The sequence below is a fragment of the Intrasporangium sp. genome, assembly GCF_035688975.1.
GTDB lineage: Bacteria > Actinomycetota > Actinomycetes > Actinomycetales > Dermatophilaceae > CALMNV01.
This window is the reverse complement of the sequence record NZ_DASSMH010000086.1, coordinates 1-12,620: the sequence shown is the minus strand read 5'-3', so window position 1 is coordinate 12,620 and position 12,620 is coordinate 1. Positions and strand designations below refer to the sequence as shown.

General features: G+C 72.9%; 13 protein-coding genes and 1 tRNA gene. 10 read left to right on the top strand and 4 right to left on the bottom strand.

The genetic code is table 11. From position 1 onward, the window contains the following. Positions 1-164, bottom strand: a 164-nt coding sequence (locus VFJ94_RS09275; RefSeq protein WP_325003918.1) for an argininosuccinate synthase domain-containing protein, incomplete at its 3' end; no start/stop codon positions are given. A gap of 501 nt (positions 165-665) precedes the next feature. Beyond that, entirely contained in the window at positions 666-815 is a 150-nt protein-coding gene (locus VFJ94_RS09270; protein ID WP_325003915.1) for a hypothetical protein, read from the bottom strand. A gap of 126 nt (positions 816-941) precedes the next feature. On the opposite strand from VFJ94_RS09270, the gene VFJ94_RS09265 reads away from it, so the two are divergent. Beyond that, positions 942-1,415 (top strand): hypothetical protein, encoded by a 474-nt coding sequence (locus tag VFJ94_RS09265; RefSeq protein WP_325003914.1) that lies wholly within the window; start codon positions 942-944, stop codon positions 1,413-1,415. Positions 1,416-1,631: 216 nt separating this feature from the next. Here VFJ94_RS09265 and aceE read toward each other — a convergent pair whose 3' ends face one another. Continuing rightward, the gene (aceE, locus tag VFJ94_RS09260) at positions 1,632-4,403 is read right to left on the bottom strand and encodes a pyruvate dehydrogenase (acetyl-transferring), homodimeric type (RefSeq protein ID WP_325003913.1); all 2,772 of its coding nucleotides are present in this window, start codon (positions 4,401-4,403) and stop codon (positions 1,632-1,634) included. Positions 4,404-4,615: 212 nt separating this feature from the next. Between aceE and VFJ94_RS09255 the strand changes: the two genes are divergently transcribed. The 8 genes from VFJ94_RS09255 to VFJ94_RS09220 all read left to right on the top strand — a co-directional run bounded on the left by VFJ94_RS09255 (position 4,616) and on the right by VFJ94_RS09220 (position 9,881). After that, positions 4,616-5,032 carry a DUF3052 domain-containing protein gene (locus tag VFJ94_RS09255; protein WP_325003917.1) on the top strand — a complete coding sequence of 139 codons (417 nt, stop codon included), beginning with the start codon at positions 4,616-4,618 and terminating at the stop codon, positions 5,030-5,032. A 73-nt stretch (positions 5,033-5,105) separates the two neighbouring features. Further along, the gene (locus VFJ94_RS09250; RefSeq protein WP_325003912.1) at positions 5,106-5,591 is read left to right on the top strand and encodes a peroxiredoxin; all 486 of its coding nucleotides are present in this window, start codon (positions 5,106-5,108) and stop codon (positions 5,589-5,591) included. Positions 5,592-5,631: 40 nt separating this feature from the next. After that, positions 5,632-5,704 (top strand) — tRNA-Val (locus VFJ94_RS09245). A 1-nt stretch (position 5,705) separates the two neighbouring features. Next, complete coding sequence (locus VFJ94_RS09240; protein ID WP_325003911.1) at positions 5,706-6,560, top strand: Nif3-like dinuclear metal center hexameric protein; 855 nt, start codon at positions 5,706-5,708, stop codon at positions 6,558-6,560. Next, complete coding sequence (locus VFJ94_RS09235; protein WP_414654591.1) at positions 6,515-7,297, top strand: zinc ribbon domain-containing protein; 783 nt, start codon at positions 6,515-6,517, stop codon at positions 7,295-7,297. The genes VFJ94_RS09240 and VFJ94_RS09235 overlap by 46 nt, the downstream gene beginning before the upstream one ends. Further along, a complete protein-coding gene (locus VFJ94_RS09230) occupies positions 7,294-8,265 on the top strand; it encodes a reverse transcriptase-like protein (protein ID WP_325003910.1) in 972 nt (323 codons plus the stop codon). The genes VFJ94_RS09235 and VFJ94_RS09230 overlap by 4 nt, the downstream gene beginning before the upstream one ends. Before the next feature lie 42 nt (positions 8,266-8,307). Then, on the top strand, positions 8,308-8,703 hold the full coding sequence (locus VFJ94_RS09225; RefSeq protein ID WP_325003909.1) for a rhodanese-like domain-containing protein: 396 nt from the start codon (positions 8,308-8,310) through the stop codon (positions 8,701-8,703). Then, a complete protein-coding gene (locus tag VFJ94_RS09220; RefSeq protein WP_325003908.1) occupies positions 8,700-9,881 on the top strand; it encodes an O-succinylhomoserine sulfhydrylase in 1,182 nt (393 codons plus the stop codon). The genes VFJ94_RS09225 and VFJ94_RS09220 overlap by 4 nt, the downstream gene beginning before the upstream one ends. Positions 9,882-10,014: 133 nt before the next feature. Here the strand turns inward: VFJ94_RS09220 and VFJ94_RS09215 are convergent, their stop codons facing one another. Further along, positions 10,015-10,776, bottom strand: coding sequence for a peroxide stress protein YaaA (locus VFJ94_RS09215; protein ID WP_325003907.1), 762 nt, complete (start codon positions 10,774-10,776; stop codon positions 10,015-10,017). Between the two features lie 77 nt (positions 10,777-10,853). Here VFJ94_RS09215 and VFJ94_RS09210 point away from each other — a divergent pair, with 77 nt between their 5' ends. Beyond that, entirely contained in the window at positions 10,854-12,296 is a 1,443-nt protein-coding gene (locus VFJ94_RS09210) for an RNB domain-containing ribonuclease (protein WP_325003906.1), read from the top strand. The last annotated feature ends 324 nt before the right edge of the window (positions 12,297-12,620 follow it).

Genomic DNA, 12,620 nt, shown 5'->3' with positions numbered 1-12,620 from the left:
GAGTCGATGTCGGGTTCGTCGTACTGACCGAGGTCGGCCGTGTAGGTGCACGGCACGGCGCCCTTCTCGCGCATCCACGCGACGGCCACCGACGTGTCGAGGCCGCCGGAGAACGCGATCCCGACGCGGTCGCCGACAGGGAGAGAGGTCAGTACCTTGGACACGCTGCAAGTATATGCATAGTCGCGCATACCTATCCGGGCCGTATGCCGCCCGTGGCGGGCCCGCCGGCGGACGGCGCGGCGCCGGGGGCGCCGGGCTGCGCGCGCGGCGCCGGGCTGCGCGCGCGGCGCCGGGCGGCCGGCGTGCCGACATACCCGAGCGGTCCACGCAGTGCCAGCCGCAATCCACACCCCTGGTCCAGGACAGCGGCCCGTCCACAGGTCACCGCCCGGCTTCGCCGCGGGCGGCCGCCTCGCGCGAGGCTGATGGGTCATGGACCTCAAGCTCATCGCCCGGGACGGCGTCTTCTCCGCGGCCGACGCCGCCCGGCACGGCCTCGACAGCCACGCCGTCGCCCGCCTCGTCCGTGACGGCCGTTGCGCGCGGCTGGCCACCGGCTGGTTCGCCCCGACCGAGGACGAGGCACCCTCGCCGGAGGCGCTCCACCGGCTCACCGCGTTCGCCCTTGGCCGCCAGTTCGCGGCCCGGGCGGCGATCAGCCATCACTCGCTGCTGCTCGTGAGACACCTGCCGACGTATGCCGCGCCGCTCGACACCGTCCACCTGACCTCGGTCATCGACGGCTGGCGGACGGCCGCCGACGGGCAACGGACACGGCGCAGCGTCACCGTGCGGCGGCGCGGCCTGGTCATCCACCGACCTGTGGGGGGCTTGCCCTGCGGCCACCCGAGCGCCCGTCGGAGGTCACGCCCAACGCGCTGCCGCTGCCGCACGCGATCATCCAGGCAGGGCTGCGCGGGGGGCCCGAGTGCGCCCTCGTGCCGGCGGACGCCGCGATCCGGCGCAACCTCACGACGGCCGCGGCCCTGCTCGGCGCCCTGCCCGCGTTCGTCGGCCACCCGGGCGTCGGACCGGTGCGGTGCGCGCTGCCGTTCGCCGACGGTCGTCACGAGTCGCCGGGCGAGACGCGGACGGCATACCTGCTTCGGGCGCTCGGCTTCGAGCTCGAGCCCCAGTTTCGCCTGACGGTCGGGGGCCGCACCTTCCGCGCCGACTTCCGACTCGTCGGGGCCCGGGTGCTCGTCGAGTTCGACGGGGCGGTGAAGTATGCGACGGGGCCGGACGACCGCGCTGAGGGCACGCCCGGCCGCAACGCCCTCTTCGAGGAGAAGCAGCGCGAGGACGCCCTTCGGCGGGAGGGATGGATCATCGTCCGGCTCGTGTGGGCAGACCTGCAGGACCCGGAGCTGGTCCGCCGACGGGTGCTGGCCGCGCTCGCCCTCTCGAGGTGACTCCTTTGGCGGCGGCGCCGGGCCTGCGCCTGTGCCGACGGGCCGACGCTGTCGGCGCGCCGACTGCCCGAAGCCGCGGGCGCGCCTCGGACCCGCGAGCGCAGCCCCGCCCGCGGGCAGCGGCGCCCGTCGGTCGACGTCAGGCCCATATGCCGCCGGGCCCGCCCTCAAGCAGAGGCGGGCCCAGCGGGTGGTGCACGTCGACCGGGGGAGCGCTCAGGACTCGCCGCCGGCGTTGCCAGACGTGCCGGCCGTCACGTCGTCGAGGCGGTAGCGGTCCGCGGCCTTGGCCGGGATGTCGGCGTCGATCTTGCCCTCCTTGGCCAGCAGCTGCAGCGTCCGCACCGCGACGGACGGGCCGTCGATGTGGAAGAAGCGCCGCGCGGCCCGCCTGGTGTCCGAGAAGCCGAAGCCGTCGGCGCCCAGCGACGCGTAGGTGCCGGGGACCCACTCGCGGATCTGGTCCTGCACGGCCCGCATGTAGTCCGACACCCCGATGACCGGGCCCTCGGCGTGCTCCAGGCACCGGGTCACCCACGGCACCCGCTTCTCCTCGTCGGGCCGCAGGAACTCCTGCTCTTCGGCGGCCAGGCCGTCGCGGCGCAGCTCGTTCCACGACGTCACCGACCACACGTCGGCAGCCACCCCCCAGTCGTCTGCGAGCAGCTGCTGGGCCTCGAGCGCCCACGGCACCCCGACCCCCGAGGCGAGGATCTGGGCCCGGGCCGGCGTGTGCTGCCAGCCCTCGGTGTCGGCCTCCTTGAGCTTGTACATCCCCTTGAGGATGCCCTCGACGTCGACGCCCTCCGGCTCGGCCGGCTGCACGATCGGCTCGTTGTAGACGGTGAGGTAGTAGATGACGTTGGCGTCGTCGCCGGACTGGCCGGGGCCGTACATCCGCCGCAGGCCGTCCTGGACGATGTGCGCGATCTCGTAGCCGTAGGCCGGGTCGTAGTGCACCACGGCCGGGTTGGTCGCGGCCAGCAGCGGGGAGTGGCCGTCGGCGTGCTGCAGGCCCTCACCGGTGAGCGTCGTGCGGCCGGCCGTGGCGCCGATGAGGAAGCCGCGGGTCATCTGGTCGGCAGCCGCCCAGATCGAGTCGCCGGTGCGCTGGAAGCCGAACATCGAGTAGAAGACGTAGACCGGGATCATCGGCACGCCGTGCGTGGCGTAGGAGGTGCCCGCCGCGGTGAAGCCGGCAACGGACCCGGCCTCGTTGATCCCGAGGTGCAGGATCTGCCCGCGGACGGCCTCGCGGTAGGCGAGCATCAGCTCGTCGTCGACCGGGGTGTAGTTCTGCCCGTGCGGGTTGTAGATCTTGATGGACGGGAAGAACGCGTCCATGCCGAAGGTCCGCGCCTCGTCGGGGATGATCGGCACGATGCGCGGCCCGAACTCCTTGTCGCGCAGCAGGTCCTTGAGCAGGCGCACGAAGGCCATCGTGGTGGCGACCTGCTGCTTGCCCGAGCCCTTCTTGACCTGCTGGTAGGCCTCGTCCCCAGGCAGGTGGATCGGCTCGAAGACGACCCGACGGCTCGGCAGGGTGCCCCCGAGCTGCCGGCGCCGGTCGATGCTGTACTTCACGGCCGGGTGGTCGAGGCCCGGGTGGTAGTACGGCGGGCGGTAGGGGTCGGCCTCGAGCTGCTCGTCGCTGATCGGGATGCGGAGCGAGTCGCGGAAGGCCTTGAGGTCCTCGAGCGTCAGCTTCTTCATCTGGTGCGTGGCGTTGCGTCCGGCGAAGTGCGAGCCCAGGCTGTAGCCCTTGATCGTCTTGGCGAGGATCACGGTCGGCTGCCCGGTGTGCTGCATGGCCGCCTGGTATGCCGCGTACACCTTGCGGTAGTCGTGCCCGCCGCGCTTCAGGTCCCACCAGATCTGGTCGTCCGTCCAGCTCTCCACCATGCGGGCGGTGCGCGGGTCGCGGGCGAAGAAGTGGTCGCGGACGTACTTCCCGTCGTTGGCGCGGAAGGTCTGGTAGTCGCCGTCGCTCGTCTGGTTCATCAGGTGCACGAGGGCGCCGTCGCGGTCGGCCGCGAGGAGCGGGTCCCAGCCGCGACCCCAGACCACCTTGATGACGTTCCAGCCGGCGCCGCGGAAGAAGGCCTCCAGCTCCTGGATGATCTTGCCGTTGCCGCGCACCGGGCCGTCGAGCCGCTGCAGGTTGCAGTTGACGACGAAGGTGAGGTTGTCCAGCTCCTCGTTGGCGGCGAGCTGCAGCAGGCCGCGCGACTCGGGCTCGTCCATCTCGCCGTCACCGAGGAAGGCCCACACGTGCTGCTCGCTCGTGTCCTTCAGGCCCCGGTTGTGCAGGTACTTGTCGAACTGCGCCTGGTAGATCGCGTTCATCGGCCCGATGCCCATGGACACCGTCGGGAACTCCCAGTAGTCGGGGAGCAGCCGCGGGTGCGGGTACGACGGGAGTGCCTCGATCCTGCCGTCGACGATGTGGCTCTTCTCCTGCCGGAAGCCGTCGAGCTGGGTCTCCGAGAGGTGGCCCTCGAGGAAGGAGCGGGCGTACATGCCGGGCGAGGCATGGCCCTGGAAGTAGACGTGGTCGCCGCCCCCGGGGTGGTCCTTGCCCCGGAAGAAGTGGTTCATGCCCACCTCGTAGAGGGTGGCGGCCGACGCGTAGCTCGAGATGTGGCCGCCCACGCCGATGTCGGGCCGCTGCGCCCGGTGCACCATGATCGCGGCGTTCCAGCGGATGTAGCGGCGGAACTCGCGCTCCACCTCCTCGTCGCCGGGGAACCACGGCTCGCGCTCCGGCGGGATGGTGTTGAGGTAGTCGGTCGCGGTGAGCGAGGGGACGCCGATCTGCTGCTGGCGGGCACGCTCGATGAGCTTGAGCATGATGTAGCGCGCCCGGGTCCGTCCCTGCTCGTCGAGGACCGCATCGAGCGAGTCGATCCACTCCTGGGTCTCGTCGGGATCGATGTCGGGCAGCTGACTCGGTATGCCGTTGAGGATCGGTCCGGCCTCGGGTGCCACGTCGTCTTCCTTTCTCGTCGACGCCTCGCGCGCGACTGTGACGCGGCGATGCGCCTCCCATCCTCTCCCACATCGGGCGGGTCGTTCCACCGGGGCTCTGCAGAGTCCCGTGCGCTCCCGGCCTTGCGCGGTAGCGTCGTTTCCTAGTGGACTTGGGCCACCGTTTCGGGCTGTGGCCCGTCCGACGACAGACATGAAGGGGTTGTGTGACAGTGAGCGCCACCGCGGGAGCGGCGTCTCTCGGCAGGCTGGGCTTCGCCCGAGGGCAGGTCATCCAGGAGTTCGGCTACGACGACGACGTCGACGACAACCTGCGCTACCAGGTCGAGGAGATCACCGGGAGCGAGCTCGAGGACGAGGACTTCAACGACGGAGCCGACGGCATACTGCTCTGGTACCGCGACGGGGACGACGACCTCGTCGACCTCCTCGTCGACGCGCTGACCAAGCTCTTCGACCAAGGGTTCATCATCCTGGTCAGCCCCAAGTCGGGGCGCCCCGGGCACGTGGAGGCCAGCGACGTCGAGGAGGCCGCCTCCACCGCGGGGCTGCAGACGGGCGGCTCGTTCAACGTCAGCGCCGACTGGGGCGCGATCCGGCTCATGTCCCCCAAGGGCCCCCGGCGCTGACCGCACCCCACCGACGCCGGGCGCACGGTGGCGCCGGCGTCCGGCGTCCCCGTGCAGTGGCACACTGACGGCCATGAGCGATTCCCCGGCCCGTCCGTCCGTGGGCGACGAGGCGCCGGACTTCACCCTGCGCGACCAGCACGGACAGGAGCTCACCCTGTCGTCCGTGCGCGGGGTGCGCAACGCCGTCGTCGTCTTCTACCCCTTCGCGTTCTCGGGGATCTGCACGGGGGAGCTGCGCGACATCCGCGACGGGCTCGAGGACTTCCAGACCGACGACATCCAGGTCTTCGCGGTCTCGTGCGACCCGATGTACGCCCTGCGGATCTGGGCCGACCAGGAGGGCCACTTCTTCCCGCTCGTGTCCGACTTCTGGCCGCACGGGGAGGTCTCGCGGGCCTACGGGGTCTTCAACGAGCGCACCGGCGCCGCCGAGCGCGGCACCTTCCTCGTCGACCGGGAGGGGCGCATCGTCTGGTCCCACGTCAACGGCCCGGGTGAGGCGCGCGACTTCCGCGACTACCGGTCGGCGCTGGCGGACCTTCGCGGCCGCTCGTGACCCGTTAGGCTGGCGTGCCGCGCCCCCGGGCGGCGCCTGAGGGCCCGTAGCTCAGTTGGTAGAGCACCGCGCTTACACCGCGGGTGTCGTCGGTTCGAGGCCGGCCGGGCCCACGTGGAGGATCTCCTGCTGCGCGACGTCGTCCGTGCCCTCGACGAGCTCTACCCGCCCTCGAGCGCTGCCGAGTGGGACCGCGTCGGCCTCGTCACGGGCGACCTCGACCAGCCCGTGCGCCGGGTCCTCCTCGCGGTCGACCCCACGCTCGCGGTCATCGAGGAGGCCGCCGACTGGCACGCCGACCTGCTCGTGACCCACCACCCGCTGCTCCTGCGCGGGGTGCACTCGGTCGCCACGACGTCGGCCAAGGGCGCCGCCGTGACCCGTCTCGTCGTCTCGGACACCGCGCTCTTCGTGGCCCACACCAACGCCGACGTGGCCGACCCGGGCGTCACCACCGTCCTCGCCGACGCCCTCGGCCTCACCGGCGCCCGGGCGCTCAGCGCCACCGGGGGGTATGCCGTCGGCTGCGTCGGCGACCTGCCCGCGGCCGAGTCGCTCGCGGCGTTCGCGGACCGCGTCGCCGACGCGCTGCCGGACACGGCCGGCGGCATACGGGTCAGCGGGGAGCCCGGTGCGCTCGTGAGGACGGTGGCCGTCCTGGGCGGGGCCGGCGACGACCGCTTCGACGCGGTCCGGGCCAGCGGGGCGGACGTCTACGTGACCGCCGACCTGCGCCACCACCCTGCGCTCGAGGCGCGGGAGGAGGCTCGGGGCGGGCGGCCCTACCTCGTCGACGCCGGGCACTGGGCCACCGAGTCGCTGTGGCCGCACAGCGCACGGGAGCGGCTGCTGTCGGCTCTGGGCGAGGACGCCGCCGCACCGACTAGGGTCGAGGCCAGAGTCTCGACCATCCGCACCGAGCCGTGGACCTTCGTGGTCGGTGCGAACGCCGCCGGAGGTGCGTCCTGAAAGCCGATCCGTCCCGCCAGTGGCGCCTGCTCGACCTGCAGGCGGTCGACACGCGCCTCGACCAGATCGCGCACGCCCGGGCCCGGCTGCCGCAGGAGGCCGCCATCGCGGCGGCGCGGGCCGAGCTCGCGACCGTGGAGACCGACATCGTCAACGCCGAGACCGCCGTGGGGGACGTGCAGCGCGAGCTCGCCAAGTCGGAGCAGGACGTGCAGCTCGTGCGCGACCGGGCGGCTCGGGACCGGGCCCGGCTCGACTCCGGCCAGGGCTCCGCCAAGGACCTGCAGGCGCTCCAGCACGAGCTGCAGTCGCTCGCGCGACGCCAGGGCGAGCTCGAGGACATCGAGCTCGAGGTCATGGAGCGCTCGGAGGCCCTGAGCGCCCGCGTCGCCGAGCTCGCGGCCCGGCGGGAGGAGGTCACGGCGCGCCTCAGCTCGCTCGAGGCCGAACGCGACGCCGCCGTGAAGGCGCTCGACGACGAGGCGGCCCGGGTCGGCGCCAGCCGGGCCGACATCGCGGCCGGGGTCGGTGAGGACCTGCTCGCCCTCTACGAGAAGATCCGCGCCAGCAGCGGCGGGGTCGCGGCGGCCGAGCTGCGCCATCGGCGCTGCGGCGGCTGCCGGCTCGAGCTCAACAACGTCGACCTCTCGCGGGTCCGCTCGGCAGCCGAGGACGAGGTGCTGCGCTGCGAGGAGTGCCGCCGGATCATGGTCCGGACCACCGAGTCGGGTCTGTGACGGCTGCCGGCAGGCGCCGCCTCGTCGTCGAGACCGACGGGGGCTCGCGGGGCAACCCTGGGGTGGCGGGCTACGGCGTGGTCGTGCGCGACGCCGGCACCGGCCGGCTCCTCGTCGAGCTCGCCCAGCCGCTCGGGCTCGCGAGCAACAACGTGGCGGAGTACTCGGGCCTCGTCGCCGGCCTCGAGGCCGCCCTCGAGGTCGCGCCCGACGCCGACGTCGAGGTGCGGATGGACTCCAAGCTCGTCGTCGAGCAGATGTCGGGCCGGTGGAAGATCAAGCACGAGGACATGCGCCGGCTGGCCCTGCTCGCCCGGGACGTGTGCTCGCGCATCGCGCGGGCGGGTGGCTCGGTCGACTTCCGCTGGGTGCCCCGCGAGCAGAACGCGGATGCCGACGCCCTCAGCAACGAGGCGATGGACGGCCACACGGTGCGCCGCGTGCATGCCGAGCCCGCGCCCGATGCCGAGCCCGCGCCCGATGCCGAGCCCCATGCCGAGCCCGCGCCGGCACCCGAGCCTCGTCGGCCGCTGCGGCTCGTCCTCGTGCAGCGCGGTGCCGACCCGTCCGCGCACGAGCGCGTTGGGCGGGCGGTGGCGCGGCTGGTGTCCGGCCCCTCGGTGCGCGTGGCGGCCGGCGGCCCCGAGGACCGACCGGCTGCGGCGGCCATCGCCGAGCGGACCGGCGGGGCGGTCGAGGAGGGCGACGCGTGGGCGGGTGCGCGTGAAGGGCCCGGTCCGGACGAGCGGGTGCGAGCGGCATACGGCCGTCTCGTCTCGCAGGGCGGGGACGTCGTCGTGGTCACGAGCCGGCGCGGCGTGCTCACGGTGGTCACCGAGGTGCTCGCTGTGCCGGCAGAGCGGTTCTGGGTCCTCGCGACGGCGCCGGGCAGCCTGACCGGCGTCGAGGTGTGGGGCGACGGGACGGCGACCGTGGCGTTCACGAACCGGACGGATCATCTCGCCTGAGGCGACTGTGCGATATTCGGGGCCATGCGGTATGCCGGTGACGTGACGCCCGTCCAGGCGTGGGAGGCCCTGCGCGGCGACCCGCGCGCGGTCCTCGTCGACGTGCGCACCCGGGCCGAGTGGGCCTACGTCGGGCTACCGGACCTGCGCCCGCTCGACAAGGACCTCGTGACCATCGAGTGGCAGACCTTCCCGGAGGGCCGGGTCAACGCGGACTTCGCTCGCCAGCTCGAGGAGGCCGGCGTGGGACGGGACCAGCCGGTGTACTTCCTCTGCCGCTCCGGGGTGCGGTCCGTGGCCGCGGCGCAGCTCGCCACGCAGGCGGGCTGGACGCGGAGCCACAACGTCCTCGACGGCTTCGAGGGCCCGCACGACGCCGAGCAGCACCGCACGGTCTCCGGCTGGAAGGTCGCGGGGCTGCCGTGGGTGCAGGGATGAGCGACGGCGTGCGCGACTGGCGCCCGGACACCCTCGCAGTGCGCGCCGGGCTCTACCGGAGCGGGTTCGACGAGACGTCGGAGGGCCTCTTCCTCACCTCGGGATACGTCTACGACTCGGCCGAGGCGGCCGAGGCGGCCTTCAAGGGGGAGTCGGACCGCTTCATCTACTCGCGCTACGGCAACCCCACCGTCGCCATGTTCGAGGAGCGGCTGCGCCGGATCGAGGGCGCCGAGGCGGCCTTCGCCACCGCGTCGGGCATGTCGGCGGTCTTCGTCGCGCTCGCCGCGCTGCTGGGCAAGGGCGAGCGGGTCGTGTCGTCGCGGTCCCTGTTCGGCTCGTGCTTCGTCATCCTCGACGAGATCCTGCCGCGGTGGGGCGTCGAGACCGTGTTCGTCGACGGGGCCGACCTCGAGCAGTGGAGCGAGGCGCTGTCGGTGCCGACGGCCGCCGTCTTCTTCGAGACGCCGAGCAACCCGATGCAGGAGCTCGTCGACATCCGCGCCGTGTGCGACCTCGCGCACGCGGCGGGCGCCCAGGTCGTGGTCGACAACGTCTTCGGCACTCCGGTCTTCTCCCAGCCGCTGCAGCACGGCGCCGACATCGTCGTCTACTCGGCCACGAAGCACATCGACGGCCAGGGCCGCACGCTCGGGGGAGCGGTGCTCGGGCCGAAGGAGTTCATCGACGGTCCCGTGCAGAACCTCATGCGGCACACCGGCCCGTCGATGTCGCCGTTCAACGCGTGGATCCTCCTCAAGGGCCTCGAGACGATGTCGCTGCGGGTCGAGCGGATGGCCGCGAGCGCCCTCGTCGTCGCGAAGGCGCTCGAGGCGCACCCTCGGGTGACCCGCGTCGTCCACCCCTTCCTGCCGTCGCACCCGCAGCACGAGCTCGCCACCCGGCAGATGGGCGCCGGCGGCACCGTCGTCACCTTCGAGCTGGACGGCGGCAAGGCGGAGGCCTTCGCCGTGATGAACGCGCTCGAGGTCGTCGACATCTCCAACAACCTCGGCGACAGCAAGTCGCTCATCACCCACCCCGCGACGACGACCCATCGCCGGCTCACGCCAGAGGCCCGCGCGTCGGTGGGGATCACCGACGGCGTGCTGCGCGTGTCGGTGGGGCTGGAGGACGTGCAGGACATCGTCGAGGACCTCACCCGCGCTCTCGGCTGACCCGCGCCGCGGGACGTGACGCCACCCTGCCGGGCCGACGCCACCCTGCCGGGCCGACGCCACTGGTGCGCCGGTGGCTTCGGCCCGCGGAGGTGGCTTCGGCCCGTGAAGGTGGCTTCGGCCGCCTCGCCGGTCAGCCCTGCGCGCCAGGGATCGCGCTCGCCGCGAGCACCCACGGCCTCCCCGGACGCGTGGGCGCGGCGAGCTCGACCGCGAAGGACCCCGACAGGGCGGCGGCGAGCGCGGCCGGCGTCCGGACCGCTCCACCGTGCGAGCACAGGTGGCGGGCGACGAGGCCACGGGTGTGCTTGGCGAGGTGGGTCGCCCCGGGCACGACGACCTGCACCCATCGCCGGCTGAGCTCGCGGGCGGGAGTCCAGGCGGCGGCATACGTGGAGGACCGGCAGTCGACGACGAGGCCGGTCCCCGCCGCCTGCGCGAGCACCGGCCCCAGCGCTGGTCGCCACGCGGCGGCCAGCGGCCCGACTCCGGGCAGGTTGACCGACATCGAGAGGCGGTAGGCCGGGATGCGGTCGGTGAGGCGCACCGCCCCGAAGAGCGCGGAGACGACGACGATCGCCCGGGCGGCGCGTCGCTTGGCGGCAGCGTCGAGCGACATGAGGTCGAGGGCGTCGTAGAGCACCCCGGTGTAGACCTCGCCGGCCGGGGCCGCCGGGGCGGTGCGCAGCCGCGTGTTGCGGGCGACCTCCTCGACGAGGCTCGGTGACGTGCCGAGCACGGCATACCGCTCGGGGGTGGTGCTGAGGGTGCCAACCGCGTCGATCACGTTCTGGCGCGTCGGGCCGAGCGTGGGGAAGGACAGCGCGCCGAGGTCGAGGGGCCGGCCGCGGCGGCGCTGGGCCTTGCCCTCGGACGGCGGCAGGAGGATGAGCACTCGCACAGGGTAGGGCGGCGAGGTGCTCGTCCCGTTGTGCGGTCCAGCGGCGACCCTTCGATGCGTAGGGTGGCCTCATGGCTCTGCGACGCATTGTGTACCGGCCGCCGGCTGTCTCCTCCGACGGCCCGGGCGCGGCCCTGACGGCGGCCTTCGAGGCGATCCGCGCCAAGCTCGAGGTGCCCGAGGAGTTCCCCGCGGACGTGCTGGCCGAGGCCGACGTCGCCCTGCGCGAGCCGCGGCTGCCGACCCGTGACGAGACGTCGGTGCCCTTCGTCACCATCGACCCGCCCGGTGCGATGGACCTCGACCAGGCGATGTTCCTCGAGCGGCGGGGGGACGGCTACCGCGTCCGCTATGCCATCGCCGACGTCCCGGCGTTCGTCGCGGTCGGGGGCGCGCTGGATCAGGAGGCGCGCCGACGCGGCCAGACGATCTACTGCCCGGACCGGAGGGTGCCGCTGCATCCGCCCGTGCTGAGCGAGGACGGCGCGAGCCTCCTGCCCGACCAGGTCCGCCCGGCGTTCGTGTGGGACATGGTGCTGGCCGAGGATGGCACCGGCACCGACGTCGACGTCTACCGGGCGCTCGTGAAGAGCCACCAGCGTCTTGACTATGCCGCCGTGCAGCGGGCCCTCGACGACGGGACCGCCGGGGAGCCGCTCAGGCTGCTCAAGGAGATCGGGGAGAAGCGGATCGCCCTCGAGCGGGAGCGCGGGGGCGCCAGCCTGCCGCTGCCCGAGCAGGAGGTCACCGAGGACGAGGACGGGGGCTTCTCGGTCTCCTTCCGCCCGCTCGCACCCGTCGAGGACTGGAACGCGCAGATCTCCCTGATGACCGGCATGGCCGCCGCCGAGATGATGATCCACGGGCAGGTCGGCCTGTTGCGCACCATGCCGCCGCCCGAGCACCACGACGTCCAGCGGTTCCACCGCATGGCCACGGCGCTCGGCGTCGCGTGGCCCGCGGAGATGCTCTATGGCGAGTTCCTGCGCACGCTCGACCGGGCGAACCCCAAGCACCTCGCGCTCATCCATGAGGCCGCGACGCTCTTCCGCGGGGCCGGCTACATGCCCTTCGAGGGTGACGTGCCGGAGCAGCCCGAGCACGCCGCTGTGGCGAACCCCTACGCCCACGTCACCGCGCCCCTGCGGCGCCTCGTGGACCGCTTCGGCCTCGTCATCTGCGAGGCCCTGTCGACCGGGACGGACGTGCCGGTGTGGGTGCGGCAGGCGCTGCCCCACCTGCCGCAGATCATGGCCGCGAGCGAGAGCAGGGCCAGCGCGGTCGAGCGCGCCTGCACCGACGCCGTCGAGGCGGCCGAGCTCGTCGGCCTGCGCGGGTCGACGCTCGACGCGGTCGTCGTCGACGACAACGACAAGACGGTGGCCGTGCAGCTGCTCGACTTCGCGGTCGTCACGCGCGCGTCCGGCACGGCGGAGCCGGGGGACTCGGTCAAGGTCCGGGTGGACGACGCGGATATCGAGACGGGCACGATCGCGCTGTCCCTCGTGCAGTGACCGAGGCTGGTCTGCCGTCGCTGCGCCCCGGGGGTGGCCAAAGGTGACGGCAGGCCGCTCCGTTGCGGGGTAGCAACTGGTTCGGTCGGCGGCCAGCCGCGCGGATGCTCTGGAAGAGCCGTGCCACTGCCGCCCATCCCTGACTGGGTCGCGGATGGCATCACAGGTCGCTCCCGCGCGCCGCTGTGTGCGCGCGGGTCGCGGCATACATGCAGCGGGATGGAGCGGTTCCTCCTGGAACGTCCCCCCTGGCCCTCGCCGACACCGGTGAGATCTCATGATCCTTCATCGCCCTGCGACTCGTGGTGCTACGTTGCATCAGAG

Bases quoted from the DNA above. Each gene is read 5' to 3' on its own strand.
- VFJ94_RS09210 (WP_325003906.1), top strand. From the start codon at position 10,854: ATGGCTCTGCGACGCATTGTGTACCGGCCGCCGGCTGTCTCCTCCGAC.
- VFJ94_RS09250 (WP_325003912.1), top strand. From the start codon at position 5,106: ATGAGCGATTCCCCGGCCCGTCCGTCCGTGGGCGACGAGGCGCCGGAC.
- VFJ94_RS09220 (WP_325003908.1), top strand. From the start codon at position 8,700: ATGAGCGACGGCGTGCGCGACTGGCGCCCGGACACCCTCGCAGTGCGC.
- VFJ94_RS09270 (WP_325003915.1), bottom strand. From the start codon at position 815: ATGACCAGGCCGCGCCGCCGCACGGTGACGCTGCGCCGTGTCCGTTGC.